At 56.4% G+C, this 26,097-nt stretch carries 27 protein-coding genes, 1 pseudogene and 1 riboswitch; of the genes and pseudogenes, 22 read left to right on the forward strand and 6 right to left on the reverse strand.

Going from position 1 to position 26,097, the window contains the following annotated elements; translation table 11 throughout:
- The first annotated feature begins 34 nt into the window (after positions 1-34).
- The 7 genes from MJA45_RS12670 to MJA45_RS12700 all read left to right on the forward strand — a co-directional run bounded on the left by MJA45_RS12670 (position 35) and on the right by MJA45_RS12700 (position 5,615).
- Positions 35-574: an NAD(P)H-dependent oxidoreductase gene (locus MJA45_RS12670; RefSeq protein WP_315607608.1), complete on the forward strand. Its 540-nt coding sequence runs from the start codon at positions 35-37 to the stop codon at positions 572-574.
- Positions 575-595: 21 nt separating this feature from the next.
- Entirely contained in the window at positions 596-1,519 is a 924-nt protein-coding gene (locus tag MJA45_RS12675) for a hypothetical protein (RefSeq protein WP_315607609.1), read from the forward strand.
- Positions 1,520-1,672: 153 nt separating this feature from the next.
- Positions 1,673-2,935: a DUF445 domain-containing protein gene (locus MJA45_RS12680; RefSeq protein WP_315607610.1), complete on the forward strand. Its 1,263-nt coding sequence runs from the start codon at positions 1,673-1,675 to the stop codon at positions 2,933-2,935.
- A 78-nt stretch (positions 2,936-3,013) separates the two neighbouring features.
- Complete coding sequence (locus MJA45_RS12685) at positions 3,014-3,109, forward strand: YjcZ family sporulation protein (RefSeq protein WP_315607611.1); 96 nt, start codon at positions 3,014-3,016, stop codon at positions 3,107-3,109.
- Positions 3,110-3,293: 184 nt separating this feature from the next.
- Entirely contained in the window at positions 3,294-4,265 is a 972-nt protein-coding gene (gene msrB / locus MJA45_RS12690; protein ID WP_315607612.1) for a peptide-methionine (R)-S-oxide reductase MsrB, read from the forward strand.
- 3 nt (positions 4,266-4,268) lie between these two features.
- Positions 4,269-4,727 (forward strand): DUF441 domain-containing protein, encoded by a 459-nt coding sequence (locus tag MJA45_RS12695; RefSeq protein WP_315607613.1) that lies wholly within the window; start codon positions 4,269-4,271, stop codon positions 4,725-4,727.
- 27 nt (positions 4,728-4,754) lie between these two features.
- Complete coding sequence (locus MJA45_RS12700) at positions 4,755-5,615, forward strand: alpha/beta fold hydrolase (protein WP_315607614.1); 861 nt, start codon at positions 4,755-4,757, stop codon at positions 5,613-5,615.
- 180 nt (positions 5,616-5,795) lie between these two features.
- Here the strand turns inward: MJA45_RS12700 and MJA45_RS12705 are convergent, their stop codons facing one another.
- Positions 5,796-5,960: a hypothetical protein gene (locus tag MJA45_RS12705; protein ID WP_315607615.1), complete on the reverse strand. Its 165-nt coding sequence runs from the start codon at positions 5,958-5,960 to the stop codon at positions 5,796-5,798.
- Positions 5,961-6,148: 188 nt separating this feature from the next.
- Positions 6,149-6,247, forward strand: a riboswitch (purine riboswitch).
- A gap of 69 nt (positions 6,248-6,316) precedes the next feature.
- On the opposite strand from MJA45_RS12705, the gene MJA45_RS12710 reads away from it, so the two are divergent.
- The 3 genes from MJA45_RS12710 (at position 6,317) to hrpB (ending at position 10,835) form a co-directional block, all read left to right on the forward strand.
- Positions 6,317-7,750, forward strand: coding sequence for an NAD(P)/FAD-dependent oxidoreductase (locus tag MJA45_RS12710; RefSeq protein ID WP_315607616.1), 1,434 nt, complete (start codon positions 6,317-6,319; stop codon positions 7,748-7,750).
- A gap of 79 nt (positions 7,751-7,829) precedes the next feature.
- Positions 7,830-8,069: a YkuS family protein gene (locus MJA45_RS12715; RefSeq protein WP_315607617.1), complete on the forward strand. Its 240-nt coding sequence runs from the start codon at positions 7,830-7,832 to the stop codon at positions 8,067-8,069.
- Between the two features lie 222 nt (positions 8,070-8,291).
- The gene (gene hrpB / locus MJA45_RS12720; protein WP_315607618.1) at positions 8,292-10,835 is read left to right on the forward strand and encodes an ATP-dependent helicase HrpB; all 2,544 of its coding nucleotides are present in this window, start codon (positions 8,292-8,294) and stop codon (positions 10,833-10,835) included.
- 284 nt (positions 10,836-11,119) lie between these two features.
- On the opposite strand, the gene MJA45_RS12725 is transcribed toward hrpB, so the two are convergent.
- The 3 genes from MJA45_RS12725 to MJA45_RS12735 form a co-directional block, all read right to left on the reverse strand.
- Positions 11,120-11,317, reverse strand: a complete 198-nt coding sequence (locus MJA45_RS12725) for a YwbE family protein (RefSeq protein WP_315607619.1) — start codon at positions 11,315-11,317, stop codon at positions 11,120-11,122.
- Between the two features lie 73 nt (positions 11,318-11,390).
- The gene (locus MJA45_RS12730) at positions 11,391-13,076 is read right to left on the reverse strand and encodes a glycoside hydrolase family 13 protein (RefSeq protein WP_315607620.1); all 1,686 of its coding nucleotides are present in this window, start codon (positions 13,074-13,076) and stop codon (positions 11,391-11,393) included.
- A 160-nt stretch (positions 13,077-13,236) separates the two neighbouring features.
- A complete protein-coding gene (locus MJA45_RS12735; protein ID WP_315607621.1) occupies positions 13,237-13,428 on the reverse strand; it encodes a hypothetical protein in 192 nt (63 codons plus the stop codon).
- A 149-nt stretch (positions 13,429-13,577) separates the two neighbouring features.
- Here MJA45_RS12735 and MJA45_RS12740 point away from each other — a divergent pair, with 149 nt between their 5' ends.
- The 7 genes from MJA45_RS12740 to hisA all read left to right on the forward strand — a co-directional run bounded on the left by MJA45_RS12740 (position 13,578) and on the right by hisA (position 19,190).
- Complete coding sequence (locus MJA45_RS12740; RefSeq protein WP_315607622.1) at positions 13,578-14,042, forward strand: DUF4385 domain-containing protein; 465 nt, start codon at positions 13,578-13,580, stop codon at positions 14,040-14,042.
- An 88-nt stretch (positions 14,043-14,130) separates the two neighbouring features.
- Entirely contained in the window at positions 14,131-15,876 is a 1,746-nt protein-coding gene (locus MJA45_RS12745; protein WP_315607623.1) for an ABC transporter ATP-binding protein, read from the forward strand.
- 140 nt (positions 15,877-16,016) lie between these two features.
- A complete protein-coding gene (locus MJA45_RS12750; protein WP_315607624.1) occupies positions 16,017-16,523 on the forward strand; it encodes a GNAT family N-acetyltransferase in 507 nt (168 codons plus the stop codon).
- A 192-nt stretch (positions 16,524-16,715) separates the two neighbouring features.
- The gene (locus MJA45_RS12755; RefSeq protein ID WP_315607625.1) at positions 16,716-17,165 is read left to right on the forward strand and encodes an NUDIX hydrolase; all 450 of its coding nucleotides are present in this window, start codon (positions 16,716-16,718) and stop codon (positions 17,163-17,165) included.
- A gap of 50 nt (positions 17,166-17,215) precedes the next feature.
- Complete coding sequence (locus MJA45_RS12760; protein WP_315607626.1) at positions 17,216-17,845, forward strand: hypothetical protein; 630 nt, start codon at positions 17,216-17,218, stop codon at positions 17,843-17,845.
- Positions 17,842-18,426, forward strand: coding sequence for a nucleotidyltransferase family protein (locus MJA45_RS12765; RefSeq protein WP_315607627.1), 585 nt, complete (start codon positions 17,842-17,844; stop codon positions 18,424-18,426). The genes MJA45_RS12760 and MJA45_RS12765 overlap by 4 nt, the downstream gene beginning before the upstream one ends.
- Before the next feature lie 8 nt (positions 18,427-18,434).
- Positions 18,435-19,190 (forward strand): phosphoribosylformimino-5-aminoimidazole carboxamide ribotide isomerase, encoded by a 756-nt coding sequence (gene hisA / locus MJA45_RS12770; RefSeq protein WP_315607628.1) that lies wholly within the window; start codon positions 18,435-18,437, stop codon positions 19,188-19,190.
- A gap of 166 nt (positions 19,191-19,356) precedes the next feature.
- Here hisA and lepB read toward each other — a convergent pair whose 3' ends face one another.
- Positions 19,357-19,965, reverse strand: a complete 609-nt coding sequence (lepB, locus tag MJA45_RS12775) for a signal peptidase I (protein WP_315607629.1) — start codon at positions 19,963-19,965, stop codon at positions 19,357-19,359.
- A gap of 413 nt (positions 19,966-20,378) precedes the next feature.
- On the opposite strand from lepB, the gene ku reads away from it, so the two are divergent.
- The 5 genes and pseudogenes from ku to MJA45_RS12800 all read left to right on the forward strand — a co-directional run bounded on the left by ku (position 20,379) and on the right by MJA45_RS12800 (position 23,835).
- Positions 20,379-21,293 (forward strand): non-homologous end joining protein Ku, encoded by a 915-nt coding sequence (gene ku, locus MJA45_RS12780; RefSeq protein WP_315607630.1) that lies wholly within the window; start codon positions 20,379-20,381, stop codon positions 21,291-21,293.
- Positions 21,294-21,296: 3 nt separating this feature from the next.
- A complete protein-coding gene (locus MJA45_RS12785) occupies positions 21,297-22,205 on the forward strand; it encodes an ATP-dependent DNA ligase (RefSeq protein ID WP_315607631.1) in 909 nt (302 codons plus the stop codon).
- Positions 22,202-23,094: pseudogene (ligD, locus tag MJA45_RS12790) on the forward strand (non-homologous end-joining DNA ligase). The gene MJA45_RS12785 and the pseudogene ligD overlap by 4 nt, the downstream one beginning before the upstream one ends.
- Before the next feature lie 68 nt (positions 23,095-23,162).
- Positions 23,163-23,393 carry a DUF2188 domain-containing protein gene (locus MJA45_RS12795; RefSeq protein ID WP_315607632.1) on the forward strand — a complete coding sequence of 77 codons (231 nt, stop codon included), beginning with the start codon at positions 23,163-23,165 and terminating at the stop codon, positions 23,391-23,393.
- A 241-nt stretch (positions 23,394-23,634) separates the two neighbouring features.
- Complete coding sequence (locus MJA45_RS12800) at positions 23,635-23,835, forward strand: cold-shock protein (RefSeq protein ID WP_315607633.1); 201 nt, start codon at positions 23,635-23,637, stop codon at positions 23,833-23,835.
- Between the two features lie 124 nt (positions 23,836-23,959).
- On the opposite strand, the gene MJA45_RS12805 is transcribed toward MJA45_RS12800, so the two are convergent.
- Positions 23,960-26,065, reverse strand: a complete 2,106-nt coding sequence (locus MJA45_RS12805; RefSeq protein ID WP_315607634.1) for an LTA synthase family protein — start codon at positions 26,063-26,065, stop codon at positions 23,960-23,962.
- Between the last annotated feature and the right edge of the window lie 32 nt (positions 26,066-26,097).

Here is a 26,097-nt window from a genome sequence, read left to right on the forward strand (position 1 = left end):
AGTAAAGCCGCATCAAGAACGGAGGAACCGTTGGATGAAAGTGTATGTAATCTATGACAGTGAAAGCGGAAGGACGGAGGCGTTAGCCCGGGCTGTAGCCGAAGGAGCCGAGGCTGCTCCGGGAGCGGAGGTTTCCTTGATGCATGTCAAGGAGGCCGATGTCCGGAAGCTTGAGGATGCCGATGCGATTATCTGGGGCTGCCCCGGTCACTTCGGAACGATAAGCTCGGGGCTCAAATCATGGATCGACAAGCTCGGGTATTTATGGGCGGCCGGCAAGCTGGTGGGCAAGGTAGGAGCCGCGTTCTGTACGACGGCTACGGTTCACGGGGGGACAGAGATGACCCTTTGGAACTTGATCACCCCTATGCTGCATAACGGCATGATCATTGTCGGACTGCCGGGCAATATCCCCGAGAACGCTCTTTACGGAACCTATTATGGAGTAGGCATCACTTGTCCGGTCGAACTGGACGAAAACGCTCCGCTTAACATGCCGACCGAGAATGACCTGGCCTTGGGCCGGGCGCTGGGACGCCGGGTAGCGGATGTTGCCCGCAAACTTACGTCATAAACGTGCGGGGAGGTGAAGGATGTGTTTGTTACTTATTTCATCCTGTTCGTCATCGTGGCCGGCTGTATTCTGATCCCGCTCAACCTGCGGCTTCTTAAGGAACGCAAGACGGGAGCCGACGCTTCTGAGCCGGAGGAGGCAGGAGAAGAAGCCGTCACCCGTCCTAACCAGGATGGCGCAGCGGAAAGGGGAGCATCCCGCCCGGCATCGGCTGAGGCAGGAAGACCGGGCCCTTCCGAGGAAACCCGCGGAAGCGGTGAGCCCTCGGCAGCTGTCCGCGAACCGGAGGCTGGAAGCTATCCGGAAACTGCCGAAGGCAGCGAGGCAGGAGCGGCCGCTGGCCGCTGGCCGGAGACCGGCCCCATGGCGGAAGGAGCGCATGATCGGGAAGCCGCAGACGGCCGCTGGCCGCATGAAGCGGACGCTGACGCGGTGAGGCCGCATCCGCCGGGCGGCGAGGAAGCCGGCCGGCGGGCAGCGGCGCTGCACGAGCCGGGCGAGTCCGCCCGCGGCGGCGTCGGGGCCAGCGAGACGGCGGCAACGGCGGCATCGCTAGAGCTGCCGGCCGAAGGCCTGCCGCCTCGCAAGAGCCGGCTGGCTCGCAGCCGCGGCCGCCGGGCTCAGGCGCCTCTGGCCGAGCCGCGCCGTCAGGCGGAGGCTCCGGCTGCCGCGGAAGCGGCCACGCCCGCTCCAACGGCAGCGCCCGAGCCTATGCCCGAGCTGCCGGCCGCGCCGTCCAGCGCCGCGCCTGCCGCCTCGCAAGAGCCGCCTGTCCCACCGGCGGACCCGGCTCCGAGCGACCGCGACTACCGCAGCGCGCTCCGGCAGGAGCTGGCTGCAGCCAAGCGCAGGGCTGAGGAGTCTTCCTCCGCCAAGGCGGATGACGTGAGCGACGATGATTACCGCAGCATCCTGCGCTCCATGAGCCGGCCGGATAAGAAATAGCTAGAACATCAAAGCCCTGTCCATCATCCGATGGCGGGGCTTTTTTTGCGGGCGCGCGGCGGAATTTGTCGACAGGGGCGTTTTTTTGGTACAAAATAAGGGTAAGAGGCTAGAATAAGAAGAGAAATATGAACGGACGGGGGATACCGCCAGATGAAACCAACCAAACCGAAACGAGGGACGAAATCCATTGCCGCCGTCTCCCTGGGCATTATGGGAGCGGGCTTTCTCGCTACTCTGCCCGTGAACGGCACCGTATGGGGAGCACTCCTCCAGGGGGGCTTTGAGGCGGGAGTAGTCGGCGGACTGGCCGACTGGTTCGCCGTGACGGCGCTTTTCCGGCATCCTCTCGGGATTCCGATCCCGCATACCGCGCTTCTGACCAAGAACCGTGCGAAGATCACCGACGCGCTCGTTAATACGGTGGAGAACGACCTGCTTAGCAAGGAGACCCTGGCCGGTCACCTTCGGCAAACCGCCATTTTCGGGAAGCTGCTGGATGCCGCTTCCCGGGAGTTGAACTCGGATGAGGCCGAGAGAATGATCCTTGCGCTGAGCCGCGACCTGCTGGACAGGCTTCCTACGGAGCAGATCGCCTTGATGCTCGTGAAAGAGCTGAAGGAGTATCTCCTCTCAGTCGATTTGATGCCGCTCGTCGAGAAGGCGATGGACGGTGTTCTCACCCATGGATATGAAGCCAAAGCCTTTGACCTCGCGGTAGGCAAATTCGAGGAATGGGCGGTTAAGCCGGAAACCCGGCAGCAGATGGGAACGATGGCCATGAAGGCGCTCGAGGGCCTTCAGGTGAACGGCTTCATGGGCTTCGCGGTGAATGCTTTCATCGGCATGATGGATGCGGACAAGGTCGGCGGAATGATCCAGAAATTTCTGCTGACTACGATCTGGGAGCTTCAGCAGGACGGCAGTCCCAAGCGGGAGGGAGCCCTCGGGGCCATCCGCAATGAGATGCTAAGGTTGAAGGGTTCTCCCGAATTCGCCGAGCAGATCGGCCGCTGGCAGCAGGGGTGGATTGGGAGCTGGGAGTTCGGAGAGCCGGTTAGCGGGATGATCGACCGGTTAATGGAGAAGGCGAGGGCCTTCGTTGACAGCCCGGATTATGTGAACGGCTTCGTCCGGCCGAAGCTCTCCCTTCTGCTGGACAAGCTGCGGGAGGACGAAGGCCGGTCCGCCAAGGCCGAGGGGTGGATTCAGGGCAAGCTGGCCGTTTTCCTGGAAGCCAATCATTCCAAAATCGGTCAGCTGGTAAGAGAGAAGCTTAACCAGTTCGACAATGAAACCCTAATCGCCATGATGGAAGACCGGATCGGCCAGGACCTGCAATGGATCCGGATCAACGGAGCGTTATGCGGCTTCCTGATCGGCTTGGTGCTCGCCGTCTTCAAGCTGGTTGTCTAAATAAACCGTTCGTCCGCCCAATCAAAGGGCCCCCTTATCCCATATCTTGTTTTTAGATAAAGGCAAGGGGGTGTTGTCATGGGTGGTGTAGCCGGCGCAGGTTTCACTTCCGTTGGGGTCATCCTGGTTCTTTTCATCCTGCTGGTTATCGTAAGCCAGGCTTGGATTGTGTAAGTAAGCCGGAGTGTATCGACGTGGAAGATCTTTACCCTTTAAGAAAACACCGGTCCTGCCAAGGATCGGTGTTTTTGCTGGGTGGATGCCCCGTGTCCCGCCTGCATCGTTCTCCCGCTTGATTTGGTTCTTCCCCGGACACCTGCTACAATACTTGTAGACAGAATAGCGAGGAGGGAACGCAATGAACAACGAAACCCGACAAGGCAAACTGGAAAAAGCAACCTTCGCAGGGGGCTGCTTCTGGTGCATGGTGTCCCCCTTTGAGGAGATGCCGGGCATCCATCAAGTCTTATCCGGCTATACCGGAGGACATACCGCCAATCCGACCTACGAGCAGGTATGCAGCGAAACCACTGGCCACGCGGAGGCCGTTCAAATCACCTTCGATCCGGAGATTTTTCCTTACCGGAAGCTTCTGGAGATCTTCTGGAACCAGATCGACCCCACCGATGCGGGGGGGCAATTCCATGACCGGGGATCCTCTTACCGGACCGCCATTTTCTATCACAGCGAGGAGCAGAGGGAGCAGGCGGAAGCCTCCAAGAAAGAGGTTGCCGAGAGCGGACGCTTCCCTGGACCGATTGTAACCGAGATCGTTCCCGCTTCCGTCTTCTATCCGGCCGAGGAGTACCACCAGCAGTATCACCGCAAAAACCCGGCCCACTACAAGCGCTACCGCAAAGGGTCGGGCCGGGAAGATTTTATCGAACAGCACCGGAAATCCCCGAAACAGAAAGAAGAGCTGAAACAAAGGCTGACGGACATGCAGTATCACGTCACCCAGAACAATGGAACCGAGCCTCCTTTCCGCAACGATTTCTGGGATCACAAGGAGGAAGGCTTGTACGTGGACATTGTGTCCGGGGAACCCCTGTTCAGCTCTCTGGACAAATTTGATTCGAATTGCGGCTGGCCCAGCTTCACGAAGCCGGTCAAGCCCCATCAAGTGGAAGAGAAGACGGATCGGAGCCATTTCATGGTCCGGACGGAAGTGAGAAGCCGGGAAGCGGACTCGCATCTGGGCCATGTGTTTAACGACGGACCCGGCCCGAACGGGCTTCGGTACTGCATCAACTCGGCCGCCCTTCGGTTTATTCCGAAGAAGGACCTGGAGAAGGAAGGCTACGGCGAATTCCTTTCCCTGTTTACTTAACCGATGGCCGCACAGTGGGACGGACCTGCCCTGCTTCTTTTGCTTCTCGCGGCTCTAGGTATTTTTAGCAGCAACAGCTCGGTTACGATAGCGGCCGTCGTCTTGCTTCTCCTCCGGGTGACCCGCCTGCATGAAGTCTTCCCGTGGCTGGAGAAGTACGGCTTGACGATCGGCATCGTCGTTCTAACCATTGGCGTACTGGCTCCTGTGGCGAGCGGCAAATACAGCTTGCAGGCCATGGGCGCTTCCTTCCTGCAGGTGAAGTCGCTGCTGGCTGTCGTTATCGGCGTGCTGGTTTCCTATCTCGGCGGGAGGGGGGTCACCCTGATGGCAGGGGAGCCCACCATCGTGGTCGGCCTTCTGACCGGCACCATTCTGGGAGTAGCCTTGTTCGGCGGAGTGCCGGTCGGTCCGTTAATCGCCGCCGGGCTGCTGACTCTTTTAATTGGAAAAGGCGGGTAAGGTCAATCCTCCTTTAGGAGACTGAGCATGAATACTTCCCTTCGTCATAAATGGGTTAGAGTGAGCGATATCGACCTCCATGTAGTGGAAAGCGGTCCGGAGAATGGGCCGCTTATCATTCTGCTTCATGGCTTTCCTGAATTTTGGTACGGCTGGCATAAGCAGATTCCTGAGTTAGCGGAACAAGGATTCCGCGTATGGGCCCCGGACATGCGAGGGTATGCGGCAAGCGGCAAGGATGAACATTATCGTTCCAGTACGCTTCCGCAGCTTGCCGGGGATATTCTCGGTTTGATGGATGCAGAAGGGGTAAAAAGGGCGGTTTGGGTGGGGCATGATTTCGGGGCGGCTGTAACCTGGTATGCTTCCTGGAGCTTCCCGGAAAGGGTGCGTAAAGCAGTCATCCTGAACGTCCCTCATCCCGCCGTTATGTATAGTCAAGTGGTAAGGAAGCCTTCTCAAATGCTGCGAAGCTCGTACATGCTCTTTTTTCAGCTTCCAGGACTTCCGGAGTGGGTGCTTAGACGAAACCGGTTTCGTGTTCTCGAGAGAGCCCTTCAAAAGACAAGCCGTCCGGGCACTTTCGGTGACGGGGAATTGGCCAGGTACCGCGAGGCTTGGAAGGAACCGGGGGCCTTAAAGGGAATGTTAAATGCCTACCGGGCTTTACGGCTGCAGGAGGGGAGACCCCGTGTGGGTAGAATCTCCCTACCCGTTCTATTAATGTGGGGAGCGAAGGACGCATTCCTGAGCCGATCCCTCGTTCGGCCAAGTTTGGAAATGTGTGATAATGGAACGCTGGTGATGATGGAGGAAGCCACGCATTGGATTCACCATGAGGAACCGATGATCGTCACTGAGAAGATAGCTGACTTTGCCCGGGACTAACGGGGTGCCGGCTGCGATAGGGCGGAAAGCAAAAAGACCAGATCCTCTTATTAAAGAAGAAGCTGGTCTTTTTGCTATGCCGGACCATTCTCTTGCCAAGCTTTCCGATGCCGGCCGTAATGTTTCTCCCTTAGATACAAGGAAATAGCCGGCTCGGGGCATCTGCAGGGGAACCAGCCGTCAGTTCGGGCTCTTCTTGTCCCGGTCCTCGGGCTGCTGGGTATCCCATTTTTCGGCCTGCGGTTCAATGTCCTGCTTCTTCCGGATTTTGCCGGATTGCTCTTCGGAATTGTTCTCGTTGTTCTCGCGATTGCGGGCCTCAAAGCACGAAGCTTGTTTATCCATTGAGATCTCCTCCTTTAAAAGGGAAAGGCGGGTAAGCCTCACATACTCTTTACCCTTTAACACCTGCCGGAAAACAAAAAATCAAACAAAACCAGCCGTCTTCCCTGAAGAAACCCTTTCACGCAACCAAAGGCGAACTATTACCCATTGACTCTTAATAATCGTTCGTGTATCATCGATTAGGGCGGGAAGGATTCCCCCCTGGCGATCGTATAACTTCGAGAATGGGCTCGAAGGTTTCTAGAGGAAGCCTTAACTTCCTAGCTACGACCGGTGCTCTTGGAGTACCCGGACGGGGCTGGGTTTTTTTGTGTGGTTTTCGCCTGACAATCTTCTCATTCAGGAGGTCTTTTTCCATGAAAGCCTATGATTTTATCGTGGTCGGCGCTGGGCCGGCCGGAATTTTTGCCTGCTACGAAATGACTTTGAAGCATCCCTCTGCCCGCATTCTGCTGGTCGACAAGGGACATGATATTTACCGCCGCAGCTGCCCGATTCTGGAGGAGAAAATCAAGCTCTGCCCGCCGCCGGCCGGGAAAAAGGATTTCGCCGGCTGCCTACCGGCCTGCTCCATTACCAGCGGCTTCGGGGGAGCGGGTGCCTACAGCGATGGAAAGTTCAACATCACCACCGAATTCGGCGGCTGGATGACCGACTACCTGGCGCCTTCCAAAGTGCTTGAACTGATCCGCTACGTGGACGACATTAACCTCGAGCATGGGGCGGTGCGGGACATTACGGATCCTACGACCGAGCGGGTCATGGACATTGAGCAGCGTGCGTATGCCGCAGGGTTAAAGCTCCTTCGCGCTCAAGTTCGGCATCTGGGAACGGAACAGAATCTGCAGATTCTGCAGTCCATCTACGAATACCTGACCACGCGCATCGAGATGCTGTTCAAGACGGAGGTCGAGGACGTCGTGACGGTCAAGGAAGCGGAAGGGCTCGTGGTTAAGGGCATTCAGCTGAAGAACGGGGAGATCCTCGAAGCGCCGTATGTAATGGTGGCCCCGGGCCGTGACGGCTCCGCTTGGCTTACCCAGGTTCTGAAGAAGCGCCGGTTGTCCATGACGAACAACCAGGTGGACGTGGGGGTACGCGTGGAGACTTCCGATGTCGTGATGAGGGAAATCAACGAGCATTTGTATGAAGGGAAATTTATTTTCAACACGTCCGTGGGCACCCGGGTCCGCACCTTCTGCAGCAACCCTTCGGGCCACGTCGTCGTGGAGAATCACAGCGGGGTCATGGCGGCGAACGGCCATTCCTATAAGGATCCTAAGCTGGGCTCCCCGAATACGAACTTTGCTCTGCTTGTCTCCCATAAGTTTACGGAGCCCTTCGACAAGCCGAACGAATACGCCCGCGAAATTTGCAAAAGGGCGAACGATCTCTCCGGCGGAGGTGTGATCGTTCAGAAATACGGGGACATCGTCAGAGGACGACGTTCCACGGCCGACCGCATCAAAGAAGGCTTTTTGGAGCCGACGCTCAAGGAAGCCGTACCCGGCGATCTGGGACTCGTTCTTCCGTATAACACGATGAAGAGTCTCGTGGAAATGATCCAGGCTCTCGAGAAGGTCACCCCGGGCATCGCTGCGGAGCATACGCTCTTCTACGGTGTGGAGGCCAAATTCTATTCCGCCCGTCCGAAACTGACAGAGCAGTTCGAGACGGAGATCCGCGGCATGTTCTGCGGAGGAGACGGGGCGGGAATCACCCGGGGATTGGCTCAGGCGGGAGCGGCCGGTGTCTGGATCGCGCGCAGCGTCATCGACCGGCTGAAGTAACCGGCGCGGCATGCATATTTCTTCCACAACCCATCCATAATAGCAGGGAAAGATAACCTGCCGGGGAGGTGAGGAACGAATGGCTAGAATCGCCGTTGAGAACAGCTTGAGCCACATGACGGAAGCCCTCCAGAACAGCGGACACGAGGTGGTGTCGATGGACCAGGCGGAAGGATGCGACTGCTGCGTCATTTCCGGACAGGATGCCAACATGATGGGAATCAGCAACGCGGTTACCCAAGCCTCCGTCATCAATGCGGAAGGATTGACCGATGAGGAGATTCTGAATCGGATCAACGAAAGCATGGCTAACCGTTAATTTAAGTAGGTTATAGTGTAGGAACGAAGAAATACGGCCCCGGCTGTATTTCTTTTTTTTGTTGCGGGGAGGGACACCGGAAGTTGTCAGGGCTTCTTCCTTGTCTTATGATTAGCGGTAGTCCAATGCCTTATCGGCAGAGAACTTTTGCTGCCGGATAAGACACTACTTTACCCCTTCTCCATCTAAGAAAAGAGAGGGAGCAACCAATGGAGTGATCTCATGACCCTTCCTATCGATAGCATTATCCCCGCCCTACAGCAGGCCCTGCGCCAAGGGACAGGGGCGGTTCTGACGGCTGAGCCGGGAGCCGGCAAAACGACCCGCGTGCCCCTCGAGCTTCTCCGCGAGCCGTGGCTTCAGGGCCGGCGCATCCTCATGCTGGAGCCCAGGCGGCTCGCCGCCCGGGCCGCCGCCCGCTTCATGGCCGCTTCCCTAGGCGAGAAAGCGGGGGAGACGGTCGGGTACCGCGTCCGGCAGGATACGGCGGTCGGGCCCCGTACCCGGATCGAGGTCATCACGGAAGGCGTGCTGACCCGCATGCTTCAGCAGGATCAGGCCCTGGAAGGAGTCGGCCTCGTAATTTTCGACGAGTTCCACGAGCGAAGCCTGCAAGCCGACCTGGGGCTGGCCCTTTGCCTGCAGGTGCAGCAGCTCTTGAGGGAAGACCTCCGGCTGCTCGTCATGTCGGCGACGATGGATGCCGGGGCCGTGTCCGGGCTGATGGGGGGCGTGCCGATTCTGGCCAGCAGCGGAAGAAGCTACCCGGTGGAGACGCGTTACCTCGACAGGCCCTACGAAGGGAGGCTGGAGCCGGCGGTTACGCGCGTGGTCTTACGAGCCTTGGCGGAAGAGACAGGCGATATGCTCGTGTTCCTTCCGGGCATGGGCGAAATCCGCCGGGTGGAGGAAGCGCTGCTTCCGCTTGTTAGGGACCGCCGGATCGTGATAGCCCCCCTGCACGGAAGCCTTCCCGCAGAAGGCCAGGACCTGGCCATCACTCCCGCTGCTCCCGGGTGGAGAAAGGTGGTCTTGACCACCTCCATCGCGGAGACGAGCCTGACCGTCGAAGGGGTCCGGGTCGTCGTGGACAGCGGACAAAGCCGGGTCCCCCGGTTCTCGCCGCGCACCGGCTTGACCCGGCTGGAGACGGTTCCGGTGTCGGCTGCCTCCGCCGACCAGCGGCGCGGACGGGCCGGGCGCCTGGGACCGGGCGTGTGCTACCGCCTCTGGACCGAGGAGGAGCACCGCCGGCTCGCCCCGCACAGCGTGCCGGAGATCCGCGAGGCCGATCTCGTGCCGCTCGCGCTGGAGCTGGCCGCGTGGGGCGCCGCCGACGCCGGCGAGCTCGCCTGGCTCGATGCGCCTCCGGCTGCGGCGCTGGCGCAAGCCCGCGAGCTGCTCGCCCGGCTCGGGGCGGTCGGCCGCGACGGCCGCCTCACGCCCTACGGCCGGGAGCTGGCCGGCCTCGGGCTGCACCCGCGGCTCGCGCACATGATCCGCCGGGCGATTCCGCTCGGCCTGGGCGGCACGGCTTGCGAGCTGGCGGCGCTTCTCGGAGAGCGGGATGTGCTGCGCGGCGGACCGGATGCCGGCCGTAACGCGGACCTCCGGCTTCGCTGGGAAGCCCTGAAGGGCTTCCGGGGCGAAGCCGGCAGCGGCACGGCCGGGACGGGCGGCCTGGCGGCCGATCGAGCCGCGTGCCGGCGGATCGAGGCCGAGGCCGCCCAGCTGAAGCGGGAGGCGGGGGTGCGCGGAGAAGACCGGCGGGCCGGGGATGCCGCCTGGTGCGGCGTGCTGCTCGCGTTCGCCTACCCCGACCGGATCGCCGAGCGGCGGGGGGACGGCCGGTTTCTGCTCGCCAGCGGCCGGGGAGCCGCTCTTCCCGAGCTTCAGCCGCTCTCTGCGGAGTCCTACCTGGCCGTTGCCGACCTGGAGGACCGCGGGGTGGACAGCCGCATCCGGTTGGCCGCTCCTCTTGCTCTGTCCGAGCTGGAAGGTTATTTCCAGGAGCAGCTGGAGGAGGAAGCGACGGTCGAATGGGACCGCTCCGCCCAAGCCGTACGGGCTCGGCGCCGAATAAAGCTCGGAGCCCTGACGCTGAAGGAGACGGTGGATCCGGAACCGGAACCGGAAGCGGTTAAGCAGGCTTTAATCCTCGGCATCCGGGAGGAGGGTTTGAAGCTCCTGCCATGGACGAAGCCGGCGAGGCAGCTTCAGCAGCGTCTGCTGGCCCTTCGTTCCGTCTCGGAGGAGTGGCCGGATGTTTCGGATGAAGCGCTGGCCGCCGATCTCGACTCTTGGCTCGGCGATCCGCTCTACGGGATGAGGACACGGAGCGATCTGCAGAGGCTGAATCTGGTTCAGGCGCTGGAAAGCCGGTTATCCTGGCCGCAGAGACGAGAACTGGAAGAAGCGCTGCCCACGCATTACACCGTTCCTAGCGGGTCGAGAATACCAATAGACTATACCCATCCCGAAGCGCCCGTTCTGGCGGTGCGGCTTCAGGAAGTGTTCGGGCTGCGGGAAACCCCCCGGATTGCCGGAGGGCGGCTGCCCTTAACGCTTCATCTGCTTTCCCCGGCCCAGCGGCCCGTGCAAGTGACGCGGGACCTGGAAAGCTTCTGGAAAACCGGTTACTTCGAGGTGAAGAAGGACCTGAAGGGACGTTATCCGAAGCATTATTGGCCCGACGATCCGCTGATCGCGGAAGCCACGAGCCGGGTGAGGCCGAAGCCTAGTGCGCAGGGAAAAGGAGAGAGGTAGCAGGGCGAAGGCCGGGAGTCTTTTTCGGAAGGCCGTAGAAGGGGCTCAAATTCCTTTCATAAGGGGAGTTCGGAATGCTCTTCCGACGCAAAAAAAGCAAAAAAGCAGTCCCCAAAGTAGGTCATTCTACTGGAGGAACGGCTTTTTTGCCTTATCCTATTTCTTCTTCGGACTAACGAATCATGGTCAGGCTATCCCGTTATCATGGGCGGGGGACATCCTTTCAACTCGAGTAGGAGCGATTTGCCTTTTGACGATTCGTTTTCGTTATAAAGCGGCGATTCTTAGTCCGGCAAAATTTCCTTAACCCGGCCGACCTGGCCATCGGCCAGGCGTACCTTGATCCCGTGGGGATGGGTAGGCGAATTGGTCAAAATGTCCTTCACGGTTCCCCGTGTCAGGCTTCCGGTGCGTTGGTCCTTCTTCAGGACGATGTTCACCTGAAGACCGGGCCGGATATCTTTGCGGTTCTGTCCGTTCATGAAGCATTCCCTTCCTTTCGTATCGGTTTCTCGCTCCCTTTTATCCTTTGTGCCGTTGCGGTTCCACTGCTCTTCAAGAGAGCCGATACACCCGCGCTTCATAAGGCTGCATCGTAAAGTCACGGCCGGAGTCCAGCGAAGAGCCTTCGTAGTTGGACAGAAGAAGCTCCGCCTTCTCCAGCTCGATGGAGTCCGGAAGCTCGCAGACGGGCTGCCGTTCGAAGAAATTGAGCAGGACGAGCAGTTGGCTTTCGTTACAGGAACGCGTGTACGCATAAATTTCGGGATGAAGCGGTAGCAAAAGCTGGTAATCTCCGTACACGATCACTTCATGGGCTTTGCGCAGGGCAATCAGCCGGCGGTAGTAGTGATAGACCGAATCCGGATCGGCCACCGCCTCCTCCGCGTTGACCTCGGGGTAGTTGGCATTGACCCGGATCCAGGGAACGCCGGAGGTGAAGCCGGCCTGGGGGGAGGAATCCCACTGCATGGGAGTTCGGGCATTGTCGCGTCCCTTGCTCCAGATGGCCTTCATGATGGTTTCCTCCGGAATTCTTTCCTTGCGGGCCTCTTCATAGTAATTCAGAATCTCTACGTCGCGGTAGTCGTCAATGGAGTCGAACCGGACGTTGGTCATGCCGATCTCTTCCCCCTGGTAGACGAAAGGCGTCCCTTCGAGCGTATGAATGAAGGTGGCGAGCAGCTTGGCCGATTCCTTCCGGTAAAGCTTGTCGTTGCCGAAACGGGATACGGCACGGGGCTGGTCGTGGTTGTTGAAATAGTTCGCATTCCAGCCTTTCCCGTGCAGAACGGTCTGCCACTTGCTCATGATCTGCTTCAGTTCGAGCAGGTTCCAGGGCCGGAGCTCCCATTTGCCGGTACCCCCGAAGGCGGCATCCAGCTGCATGTGCTCAAACTGAAACACCATGTTGAGCTCGTGACGTTCATCGCCTATGTAGCAGAGTGCCTGCTCCGGACCGAGACCGGACGTTTCCCCGACGGTCATCAGGTCGTAATTAAGCAGAACCTTGCGGTTCAGGTCCCGGAGAAGGTCGTGGACTTTCTCCAGATTGGAGAACATCTGGTAAGCCGGAACGACCGGCCGGTTATCGGGATCGTCCGCGTCAGGAAAGCCTTCGGCCTTCACGATATGGGCGATGGCGTCGAACCGGAAGCCGTCAATGCCCTTGTCCAGCCACCAGCGCACCATTTTATAGATCTCCTCGATGACCTCCGGATTTTTCCAGTTGAGATCCGGCTGGTGCTTGGAGAAGAGGTGAAGGTAGTAATCGCCGCTTGGCTCGTCATATTCCCATACGCTGCCGCTGAAGAAAGACTCCCAATTGTTCGGGGGTCCGCCGTTTTTGCCCTGCCTCCATACATAATAATCCCGCTTGGGGCTGTCCTTGGACGAACGGGATTCGATAAACCAGGGATGCTCGTCCGAGGTGTGATTAACCACCAGATCCATAATCAGCTTGATTCCCCGGGCATGGGCCTCCGCAAGCAGCTCGTCGAAATCCTTCATCGTTCCGAACGCGTCCATAATAGCACAATAATCGCTGATATCATACCCGTTGTCATGGTTAGGAGACTGATAAATGGGGCAGATCCAGATGACGTCAATGCCGAGATCCTTCAAGTAATCCAGCTTGGAGATGACCCCCTGCAGATCCCCGATGCCGTCCCCGTCCGAATCCTTAAAGCTCATTGGGTAGATCTGATACACCACGCTTTCCTTCCACCACTTTTTGTTCATCGCCAGCCTCCTGCCTGCTTATAAGCTTTTATTTCAAGATTTACCCATACCGCCTGACATCGCATCGTGTCCATGCCAAATTCCTCATCCCTTACGAGCCCCATGGCAAAAGACGGATCCGAGAGGACCCGCCTTTTTACAGCATGCCTTTTTTCCCATTCTAGGCGTCGGGAGATTCATCAAAGGCTGCCGTTTTGTTAAGGTGACTGGTGATGGCCCCAACCGCGTCGTCGCCGGAGTTGGTGACTCCGTTCTCTTCCGTCTTGATCTCATTAGCTTCTTCCGGTGTTTTGAAATTCCGGTTAATGGTTTTGGCTTGGTCGTTCATCACTTTGCCGTCCTGGTCGGTCACAAGATCCTCTCCTTGTTCTTTTGTTAGGCAAGCCCATCCCCTGTAGCATTTGCTTCTCTGGCCGGCTCTATGCCGTCCTACCGTGTTCCTTTGCCCGATTAAGGGTATATAAGGATAGAGAAAATCTACGGAGGGAAGGAGAGATTCCGATGGCCAAAGCCTTCGACTACACCCTGGATTTCGAGCATACCGATTTCCGCCGGCATCCGGAGCTTTACACGGTCGGCCGGGGAGAGCAGGGCGTGCTGCTCGTGGAGCCTTACAAAAGCGAAATTTTGCCCCATTGGCGTTTCAAAACTCCGGAGATTGCGGAGGAATCGTCGGAGATCATTTACCGGATGTTTCTCGAGTACAAGGAAGCGGACGATTTCGTCGGGATGGACATGGCCCGGAAATTTCTTCAGATGGGCTATACGAGGGCGCGGAGGTACACCAACCACAAAGGGGGCCGCAAGTACTCGAAGGAGAACGGGAAGGTGCTGCCCTATACCAACGATCCCGTAAAGGCGGAAGCCGCGGCGATCTTCAAGGAAAAATGGTTTGAAGCGAAGGAGGATGCCGATTACCTTCGGATGAAGCAAAAACACAGGGCCCTCTACGAAAACAAGGCGTAATGGCCCAGATCGACATTGAACCCTTGGGCCGGTACTACTATAATAATAAGATTGTTTCCTTTATCCACCTTGCCAAAGGAGAACCGCCATGTCTGGATTCCGCTCTTATCTTGTTTTTGTCAAGCCTTATTGGAAGCTAATTCTGGTTACCGTTCTGATCGGGATGGTCAAGTTCGGCATTCCTTTAACCCTTCCTCTTATTATGAAGTATGTCGTCGATACCCTGCTGCTCGGGGGCGGGCCGCCTGCCGAGAAGACGCAGAAGCTGTTCACCGTCATGGCCGGGGCGTTCGTCCTTTTCGTGATCATCCGGGCGCCGGTGGAATATTTCCGCCAATATTTTGCCCAGCTCACGACGAGCCGCATTCTGTACGACCTTCGAAGCCGGTTGTATGAGCATGCCCAGAAGCTGTCGCTCCGGTATTACCAGAACCGCAAAACGGGGGAAATTATTTCCCGCATGATCAACGACGCAGAGCAGACGAAGAGCCTGGTGGAGACCGGGATGATGAACGTCTGGCTCGATTTGTTCACCCTCACGATTGCGATGGGCTTCATGCTTCATATGGATTTCTGGCTGACGGTCGCCGCGGTGGCGATTTTTCCCTTTTACGGGGTTTCGGTGAAGCTGCTGTACAAGCGGCTCCGCCAGCTTTCGAAGTCCCGCTCGCAGGCGCTGGCCGAGATGCAGGGCTACCTGTATGAACGGGTGAACGGCATGCCGGTCATCAAAAGCTTTACCCTCGAGCAGCACGAGCAGGGACAGTTCAAGGAGCGGAACGGCAAATTTCTCTCCCGTGCCATCGCCTTGACCAAATGGAACGCGCTTACGAATTCCATCATCAATACCCTAACGGATATCGCTCCTCTGCTGGTTATCAGCTACGGGGGATATCAGGTCATTCACGGTAACCTGACGCTCGGGGCCTTTGTAGCTTTTTTCGCGTATCTGGACCGGCTGTACAGCCCGCTTCGGAGGATTGTTAACTCCTCTACGGAACTGACCCAGGCGAGCGCCTCGCTGGAACGGGTACTGGAGCTGTGGAATGAGCCCTACGATATCAAGGATACGGACAGGGCCAAGCCGATCGGAACGGCCCGGGGCCGGATCGAGTTCGATCGGGTTTCCTTCCGGTATGACAAGTCCGCTGAATGGGTGCTGAAGGACATCTCGCTCACCATTGAACCGGGACAGACGGTGGCCTTCGTCGGAATGAGCGGGGGCGGCAAGTCCTCCCTGATCAGCCTTATCCCCCGCTTCTATGACATTCAGGAAGGAAGCATCCGGGTTGGAGGCACCGATCTCCGGGACATCACCTTGAAAAGCTTGAGGGGACACATCGGGATGGTGCTGCAGGACAACATTCTGTTCAGCGGAACGGTCCGGGAAAACATTCGGATGGGGAATCCCCAAGCTACGGAGGAGGAGATGATTCAAGCGGCTCAAGCGGCCAACGCCCATGACTTCATCAGCGCCCTGCCTAACGGGTATGACACAGAGATCGGGGAGAGGGGCGTCAAACTGTCGGGTGGCCAGAAGCAGCGGGTTGCCATCGCCCGCGTGTTCCTTAAGAATCCGGAGATTCTTATTCTGGACGAAGCGACCTCTGCCTTGGATCTGGAGTCCGAGCATCTCATCCAGGAGTCCCTCGACAGTCTCTCCCGGGGCCGCACTACGCTGATTGTGGCTCACCGTTTGTCCACCATCACGCATGCGGATCTAATCGTCGTGATGGAGCATGGGGAGATTACCGAGAAGGGAACGCACGCCGAGCTCATGCGGCTGGACGGCTCCTATGCCCGCCTGTTCAACGTTCAGCATCTGCGGGATTAAGCGTGCCGTTTGTTCGTGATGGTGGGGAAGAAACCGATCCTTTCGGGTCAAGAAACCCGGAAGGATTCTTTTTTTTTGCCCTTTTTGTCGGAAATCAGGTAAACTATTGGAATAGATTAATATTAGAGAGGACTGAGAAAATGGCCCAAGTCGACATTATTACCGTGAATTCCATGGATAACGACCGGATCGCCGGATTAACCGATCTGCTTATTGCGGTGGTGGAGGACGGAGCCTCCGTTGGTTTCCTGCCCCCCTTAAGCCGGGAAGAAGCCGCTAACTACTGGGGAAAGCTCATGAGCCCGGGCGTCATTCTGTGGATTGCCAAGCGCGATAACCGAATCATCGGAAGCGTCCAGCTGCATCTGGCCATGAAGCGTAATGCCGGACACCGTGCGGAAGTCGCCAAGCTGATGATCTTGCCGGGGGAACGCCGGAAGGGCGTGGGCCGCATGCTTATGCAGCGTCTCGAGGAAGAAGCGAAGGAGCAGGGACGAACGCTGCTCATCCTTGATACCCGGACGGGGGATCCGGCCAATCATCTTTACCGCTCTCTTAACTTCCAGGAAGTGGGTCGTATTCCCAACTATGCCAAATCCCCTGACGGGCAGCTGCATGAGACCGTTTTCTATTTCAAGGAGCTGTAGGGGGCTGGAGGTTTCCTTACCGGCTCGATGTGCCACTTCCGCGAATAAGGTCCGAAGGGATAAAGATCTGACAAGCGGCGGCCGAATGGGTTATAATTAGCGGATAAACCCACGGCGTCTGTTCAACACATGGCATGGAACATCAGGGACGAACGGGCCTTGGTGTTCTTTTTTTAGAATAGGGGGATAACGATGGGTTACATAATGGAACTGCGGGAAACGCTAGGTTCCCGGCCTCTCCTGATGCCGGGGGCCTGTGTTCTGGTCCGCAACGAGGAGGGTCACCTTCTTCTTCAGAAGCGGAGCGACAGCTTCGACTGGGGAACCCTTGGCGGCGCGCTGGAGCTGGGGGAGTCGCTGGAGGAAGCGGCAGCACGGGAATTGCAGGAGGAGGCCGGCTTAACGGCCAAGGCCTTCCAGCTGATCGCCCTCTTGTCCGGACAGGACATGTATTACCGCTATCCGCATGGGGATGAAGTGTACAACGTGATGGCCGTGTACGAAGCGGTCGGAGTGGAAGGGATCCCCACGGTGAACGATGATGAAGGGCTGGAGCTGAAGTATTTTGCACTCGATCAGCCGATTCCGGATTTGAATCCTTTTACGGAACTCGTCCTCCGAAAAATCGGTTACCTGAACTAACGCGGAACGGGACGGGTTCGATCCGAATGTCCCCAAAGGAGAGGTTAACAATGGGCTCCAGAATGATGCATTACGCCATTACCGTTCTGCTTCAGCGAGAGCTGGGGATCGAAAACGAGCTTTTCCAGCTAGGGGGAATCGCTCCCGATGTTCACAAAAACATGAACGTGCCGAAGCCCCTCTCCCACTTTCTCGTGAAGGAGGAGGGAAGAAGCTACCCGGATTACGCTGCTTTTCAAGCCAAATACAAGCCGGATGAGAGCACGCCTTTTCATCTCGGCTACTACTTTCATCTGGTGTCCGACGATTTGTGGGTGAGGAGGATTTACCACCCGCGGATCGGCCTTCTGCCTCAGCCCGCCAAGAAGGAAGCCCAACAGCAATCGTATCGCGACTTTTGGCGGCTGAACGGCAAGCTGGCGGACCATTACGGGCTACAGTGGCGGTCTTCTGCCATCGATCCTGCCCTTATCGGAACGATCGAGGAAATCGACCCGCTCTTTTTGCCGGCTCTTCAAGAGGATATGTCTCAGGATTTCGCGAGGATGGAGGAGGCCAAGCAAGAGGAGTTGGAGCTTCTCGGCCTTGCTGAAGTTCATGATCTGCTGGTGGAATCGGTTCAGCTTTGTCTGGAGCTTTATTCGAAGATCAGGCTGGCGGAGGGTGCGGGACAAGGATGAGAGAGATCGAACAGGCTCTCTCCTGGATCCGGGAAGATGAGGAGATGGTGAGCGAGCTGGAAGCGGTCCGGATGATCGGCCTCCCGCAGGCCTGCCTATCGGCCGGCTGGATCCGCAATTATGTATGGGACAAGCTGCACGGGTATGACACTCGAACACCATTGAACGATCGTGACGTGATCTACTACGATCCTTCCCGAACGGACGAGCAGGAGGAGAAGGAACACGAAGAGACGCTCCGCAAGCTTCTCCGGCGGAACGGCTGGTCGGTGAAGAACCAGGCCAGGATGCATCGGCGCAACGGTCAAGCGGAGCCGTATTCCTCTGTCGAGGATGCGATGAAACGCTGGCCGGAGACGGCGACGGCAACTGGAGTGCGGCTTACGCAGGAAGGCCGGCTGGAATGGATCGCCCCGCATGGAAGCGGGGATCTGTTCGGGCTTCTGGTTAGACGGAGTCCCTATTTCCGGGATCCGGCCTTTTTTCTCGCAAGGGTAAGGACCAAGGGCTGGCTGGCCCGCTGGCCGAAGCTCCGTCTGATCCAGGAGCCGATCGGCCAAGAGAATCAAGAAGAAGGGTAGAGGTAATCATGAAATTCAGGCCGTGCATCGACCTGCACCAAGGCAAAGTGAAGCAAATCGTGGGGGAGACGTTGACGGACGACCCGAACCGGGTTGTGGAAAATTTCGTATCGGAGAAGGACTCCGCATTTTATGCGGACTTGTTCAAGCAGGACGGGCTGACCGGCGGCCATGTGATCATGCTGGGCGGCGGCAACCACGAGGCCGCTGTCCAAGCTCTGGAAAGCTATCCGGGCGGTCTTCAGATTGGAGGCGGCATTCACCCGGGCAATGCCGCTTCTTATCTGGAAGCGGGGGCCTCTCATGTCATTGTAACCTCCTATATCTTCCAGGATGGGGAGCTGAACCGCGGTCACCTGGAGCAAATCCACCGCGAGGTCGGACGGGAGCGGCTCGTTATCGACCTAAGCTGCCGCGAGCGGGACGGCAAGTGGTTCGTCGTGACGAACCAGTGGAGAACGTTCAGCTCCTTCGAGGTCAACGCCGACAATCTTCGGGAGCTCGAAGCGTACTGCGACGAGTTTCTGATCCATGCCGTTGACGTGGAAGGCAAGCGGACCGGTATTTTGGGTAGCCTTGTCAGCCATCTGGCTGAATGCGTGACGATCCCCACGACTTACGCGGGCGGCGCACGCTCCATCGAAGACCTGCGGGAGTTCGAACGTTTGAGCGGGGGCCGGATGGACATCACCATCGGCAGCGCATTGGATATTTTCGGCGGAAGCCTTCCTTACCGGGACGTCGTGGCGTTCTGCCGCGGGTAAAGTCCTGAGGGCTTGGCGTGAAACTAACGGAAAATGGCACAAAACTATATAGGATTTGAAGTGGCAAAAGGAAGAGCTTGGCTATCAACCAAGCTCTTTTTCATTTATTTCTTTTTCCTTAGAATCGTTCGTGGGGAAGGCCAACGATCCATTTCTGTGGCAACGTTTAATTATAACCTTTCACTTTTCCAAGAATGCTGTCTTTTGAAATCGGGCCGAAATGTCTGCTATCACCGCTTCGAATCCAATTATCCCCGATAATATAATACTGCCCGTCAGGAATTTTCAATTCTTGCTTGTTGGTCTCATCGCTTTCCTGAATAATTTTAATTACACTTTTAACAGCTTCCGAATTTGAACTTTGTTTCTTTAATTGAGCCAAGTCCATTCCACCCCAATGTGCTTGACCATAAAAGGTATCCAGTTTCTTCCCGTTGATATAAAGCTGACCTTGTTCAATTCGAATACTCTCTCCAGGAAGCGCAACAACTCTTGAAATTTCGTTGTTTTGTAAACCGTTATTGCTTTTAGCTGCCTGCGGATTTTTGTAATAAACGATGTCGCCTCTTTGAACAGGGTTGGATTTATAATGGCCTTGATCAATAACTACACCAACCCCGGAAAACTCCTTGTTTCCGCGCTCCATATTGTCATTCATATGTTTGAATACAACCATGCCGGCTCCAACGTCCACCTTGGCAACCGCTTCTGAGGTGCGATTATCACGCAATGGCTGGGAACAAGCAGGGAAAAGAAACACCATTAATAAGATCATTATAAATCGATACACATGGCACCCCCCCCCAATTATTTCCATAATCTCATTATACGACTAAAATAAAGATCCCCATCTAAATAATTCCAAAATTTTTATGAAAGATTCCATTATGAAGGTAATATCTTTGATCGTAAAATCGATGAAACCTCATCCGTGTCAAATGGTTGATTTTAAAATGTACAATAAAAATGGAGTGTCAACCTGTTGCCAGTTCGCACTGCATTTTTCATGACAATTTAATATTGCACTCAAAACGGAAACCGGTAGCTGAATGCAGGCTCCCTTTTTCTTGCGATTTACCATGCATCCGGCTCCCTACCATCTCTCTCCATGATTGGGCTAACCCCCTTACGGTTAATAACCCGTATACCGATTGAGTAAGGAAATCCATGCCGGGAGGGGAATTGACGATGCAAACCGTATGGAAAGGCGCGGTCAGCTTTGGCCTCGTGAATGTACCGGTCAAAATGTTCACCGCCACCCAAGACAATGACATTCCTATGAAAATGCTTCATAAAGAATATAACGTACCGATTCATTACACCCGCACCTGCCCGAAATGCGAAAGCGACGTCAGCTGGGACGAAATCGTGAAGGGCTATGAATACGAACCCGGCCACTTCGTTACCTTCGATAAGAAGGAGCTGAACCAGCTCGCGTCGGAGTCGTCCCGGGAGATTCGCATCCTGGATTTTGTGGACCTGGAAGAAATCGACCCCATCTATTTCCAGAAGACCTATTACCTTGCTCCGGAAGAAACAGGAGCTCACGCCTATAACCTGTTCGTACAGGCGCTGGAGGAGACAAACAAGATAGGGATCGCGAACGTAACCATCCGTTCCAAGAGCTCTCTCGCGGCCATCCGGGTAGCGGACGGGGTGCTTTCTATGGTCACGATGTACTTTGCAGAAGAAATCCGGCCTAAAGAGGAAATTCCCAATCTCCCCGAAGCGTCCAAGGTAGACAAGAGAGAGCTGGATATGGCGGTCATGCTGATTGATCAGCTGAGCTCGGCCTTCGAACCGGACAAATATGAAGACGAATACCGCGAACGCCTGCTGGAGGCTATTGAGGATAAGGTCGAGGGCAAGGAAGTGAAATTCGCTCCGGAAGAAAAGAACCCGAATGTTGTTAGCCTGATGGATGCGCTCAAGGCGAGCTTGAAGCAGTCTGAAGGAGCGGAGCGCCGTCCGGCTAAGAAGACTTCGGAGGATAACGAGAAGAAAGCCCGTTCCGGGGGAAGCTCGCGCCGCCCAGCCGAATCCAAGGCGTCCAAGCCGGCCAAAACCCGTTCGAAATCACGTTCCAAAAAAACAGGTGCTTAAAGCATGGCCCTGTTCATCCCCATGTCGCCGATACTGGTGGATCGCCTGCCTGCGGATGCCGACCGGGTCTGCCAGCTGAAGTATGACGGGTTTCGTATCTTGGCCTTGGTTGACAACGGAAGGGTGGAGCTGTTCTCCAAGCGGATGCAGCCGAAGACAGCCGTCTACCCGGAGCTTGTCCAAGCGTTATCCGCGCTTGAAGGAACCTTCCTCCTGGACGGAGAAGCGGTTCTTCCCGATGGCGAGACAGGCGCCCCAAGCTTTCAGAGGATGCAGCAGCGCGATAAGCTGACGGACCCCGCTGTGATCCGTCGTGCCGCAGCGGATCACCCGGTCCGTTACATGCTCTTCGATCTGCTGCAGCTTGGTCAGGAGGACTGGCGGCCGAAGCCGTTTCGCGAGCGATACGGGGCGTTGCAGGAGCTGGCCGCTTCCTGGGAGGAACCGCTCGTCTTCACCGAGCTGTATGAAGATGCGGACTGCTTATGGGAATGGGTTGGCGCCCACGGCTGGGAAGGAATCGTCAGCAAACGGCTGGAGGGTCCTTACCGCAGTGGTAAGGATCACGGGGAGGACTGGCTGAAGCGCAAAATTGTGCTCCAGCTGGAAACGGACATCCCGGGTGTTATCGTTAAGGAGGGGCGGGTTTCCAGCCTGGTCATGCGCCGGAATGGAATCTATGCCGGCCGGGTCTCCTCCGGATTGAGCGGCAGGGCGAAGAAACAGCTGCTGCAGCTTGAAGTAGGAAGGAAACCCGGAGATTATTTTTCCATCGAACCGGAAGGCCTCCGCGGTACGGAAGTCTTCTGGCTGCAGCGCCCGTTAACCGCTCAGGTGACAGCCAGGGAGCTTACGAATACGGGGCTGCTCCGTCATCCCAAGCTGCTCTCCTTAGGAGGGATTGCCTTATGAGAGAACGCGAGGAAGAGATTCTGGAAGTCGAAGGGGAGGAAGTCACCGTCACTCACCCGGAGAAGGTATACTGGCCGGACCTTGGCATCAGCAAGGTGATGTACCTTCAGAAGCTGGTGGCCTTGGCCCCTATCTTCTGCCGTACTGCCGGGACCGGTACCTGACTACGATTCGCTATCCGAACGGGATCGGGGGAAAGTCCTTTTACCAGAAAAATGCTCCGCGCCCGCTTCCCGACTACGTCCGGACAGCCGAGCATGAGGAGATCACCTATATCCATCTCGATTCCCTGCCCACGCTGTTATGGCTGGGAAATCTGGCCGCCTTGGAGTTTCATCCCAGCTTCGAGTACATCGGAGGGGAGGAGCCGGCGGAGTGGGTGCTGGATATCGATCCCAGCGAGGACAAGCGTCCCCAGCTCATGGAGGCGGTCTCTCTGATAGGAGAAACCCTGGACGAGCTCGGAATCCAGTCCGTTCCCAAAACATCCGGAGCGACAGGCGTTCAGATTATTATCCCGATCCGAGACGGCTACCGGTTCATGGATTTGAAAAGAATCGGCAAGTTCATCGGAACGTACCTGGCGCAGAAATACCCGGATTGGTTCACGGTCGAACGGCTTCTTCATGAGCGGGGAAACCGGATTTACATCGATTACGTTCAACATGCGGCTGGCAAAAGCCTGGCGGCCCCCTACACGCCAAGGGCGAGACCGGAGGCGACGGTCTCAACTCCCCTGCTGTGGGAGGAGGTTCGACAAAATGCCGATCCCCGTGATTATACATTGCTTACCATCGAAGAACGCCTTGACCGGGTAGGAGATCTGATTGCTCAAGTGCCTAAGCAATCCCTGGATCCCATCCTGGATTATATCCGCCGAAGGCAGTAAGGGAGCCTCCCTGCTTCGGCAGCTGAGCCGCAGGGTATATAATTAGCAAACCAGAAGGAGGGATTATCATGGCCGACACCAATCCAGCATCGGTTCACACTACCCCTAACCCCAAGGGGGGCTGGGACAACCAGAAGAACGGCAGAAAGCTCAGTCATCATAACACCAAAGACGAGGCCGAGAAGCAAGGCCGGGAGGAAGCCAGACAGTCCGAGACCGAGCATAAAATCCACAACAAGGACGGTAAAATTTCCGAATCCAACAGCTACGGGAACGATCCATTTCCTCCAAAGGGTTAATACGGGGATCGCTTCCAGCCGGCAGGTATAAGGGCTCTCTTTTTCGTTTATAATGGAAAAGAGAGCGTTTACCACTTGCTGAAACCGAAACGAAGTGGTATACTTGGAACAAGCTATAAATCTGAAACCGGAATTCACGTATTGAGAAGGGTTCATTTTTGTAAATGTCCATTTCTCAATGTGTGAATTTTCTTTTTTATGAGGATTAGGAACATATTAATACTTTTTGGAGGTAGATTCCATGCAAACAGGAACAGTGAAATGGTTTAACGCAGAGAAAGGCTTTGGCTTCATCGAAGTGGAAGGCGGAAGCGACGTATTCGTTCACTTCAGCGCTATTCAAGGTGAAGGCTTCAAATCGTTGGACGAAGGACAAGCCGTTGAATTCAACGTAGTTCAAGGCAACCGCGGACCGCAAGCCGAGAACGTTGTAAAGCTGTAAGAAAGCAGAACCGAAAGCAGTCCCTGCGGTAGATTAGTCTACCGAGGGACTGTTTTTTTTGCGTTCATGCTTCTTTACAGCAAAGGCAGCCGGGAATCTCCCGGCTGCCTTACTACCTGTTCGATTAAGGGGCGGAGGGCTGAACCGGCAGGGTGACACCGGCGGTTTCGGCGATGACCGTCTCCTTGCTGTCGATGACCTTCACCTTAAGCTCGACCGAGCCGGCTTTCAGCAGGTCCTTCGGCAGGGAAGCCGACAGGGTGCCGGGCTGACCGGCTTTTGTAACCAGGGCTTTGCCGTTAGCATAAAGGACCCCCAAGGCGGGAAGGTTGGCCCCCGTAACCGTTATCTTCAGATCCGCCTGGCCTCCGGGAGCCAAAGCTTCCGGACTTACTTTCTCGATCTCGAGAGGACCGTACCCCAACCGGTAACCGGGCTGGAGGATCCGGTCCTTTTCTTTTTTGAATAGATGCTGCTCCCCAAACAAGACGTCATATTGGAGGGTTTCGTATTCCTTTAAGTCATCCTCTTTAATCCGGTATTGTTCATATTTATCCTTCGGGGGAATAAGGGGAATCCGCTCATACAACCGGGATAGAAAGTCGGTGTAAGCGTTCCCTTGCAGCTTGGCTTGTTTAAGCACATATGGCCCGAGGAAGGAGGGGCTCATGTCTACCCGAGCGGGGTTCTCCGGCAGATAGTTATTCCACACCACATACGGGGTCCGGTACATTTTGTTGAGCAGATCGGGATCGCCGTCCGTCAAATACTTGGCATCCTTGTAAACCTTATAATCGTCTCCGAGGAAGGGCAGATGATCGCCGAAAAACACAACAATCGTAGGTTCGTCTACGGTCTTGTAATGCTCCACCAGCTGCTGAAGCATCGCGTCGGCGGACGAGGTTCCTTGGGCATAGGTTTCCAGCTGACCCCGCGAGTCGGCATTGACCGGACCGTTTACTTTGATGGTGTTGTCATTGAATTTACCCGGATAGTAATGGAAGTGATTTTCCATCGTATTGGCAAAAATAAAGTCGCGCCCGGGCGTTTTACGGCTTTCAGAGATGATGACATTCGCCACCTCGCGGTCTGCTATATAAGGGCCCTCATATACAGGATTAAAGAATTCTATCGGAATGAATTGGCCGAATCCGAAATTCTCGTACACCTTGCGGGAATTGAAGTACCAGTTGTGGAAGGGACTGACGGCCGTTGCCGTGTAGCCCTGACGGGTCAGGATGGAAGCGAGGGTGTCGATCGGTTTATCAATATATTGGTTGTAGGCGATAGATCCCTGCGGCAGGAAGCGCATGGAATTGCCGGTGAGCACCTCGAATTCGACATTGGCCGTTCCTCCTCCGAACTGCGGCGAAAGCAGCCATCCGCTTGTGGATGTCTTCTGAAGGGAGTGGAAGAAGGGCAGCGGATCACGGCTGAACGACACGTTGGTCATGACGGTCGGATCCCAGAACGATTCGCTCAGAACGACAATCACGTTAGGCTGGAAGCTGGAAGGCTCGCCCGCGACCGGAACGGACTGGTCCATGATCGCATTCACGGCTTCGTCGGTGTAGCCGTTAATCTCTCCGCCCGGACTCAGCTTCGTATTGAGCAGAGTGGATAGGGCAAAGCCGTTCGCACGGACATTCTCCGCCTGGTTCCAGGCCAGCGGCTTGATGTTAACCGCAAGCAGGGGATTGACCGGTTTGTCCATGTAGAGAATCACGAGAATGGCAGCGGCTCCCGCCCCGCACCACAACCTGGTTGACCACCCTATCCTGAGGGGAAGGGAAGAGAGCCTGTACAGCACCAGGTAACTCAGGACAGCAAAGGTCACCAGCGCCAGAACGCTGCCCGGCGTAACGATTCCCTTGATGTATCCCGCCATGTCTTTGGTTTCCCCCGCCAGAACGAAATCCCAAGGAAGAAGAGGGACGCCAAGCATCTTCAGCTTGATTCCACTCACCAGGGATAGGGTAAGCAGGATGGCGGAAACGAGCCAATACGACCACCGGAGCCTTCCTAACACGGAGGTCAGCAGGAGCAGAAGACCGAGCATCAGCAGCGTATTCACCCAGAAAGCCGGTCCGCCGCGCAGGACCCAGGCCGCCTCCTCCCTTAGCTCCCCCCGGCTCATGAATTCCGTTAGAAAAAGCGGAAGGAAGCAAAGAAGCAGCAAAGTAAACGCTTGCATAAACAGAGGGAAGAAGCGGCGTAACCCGTTTGGCATTAGTCAATCACCTAAACCTTTAAGATTTGATA

The organism is Paenibacillus aurantius (genome assembly GCF_032268605.1).
Taxonomy (GTDB): Bacteria; Bacillota; Bacilli; order Paenibacillales; family NBRC-103111; genus Paenibacillus_AO; species Paenibacillus_AO aurantius.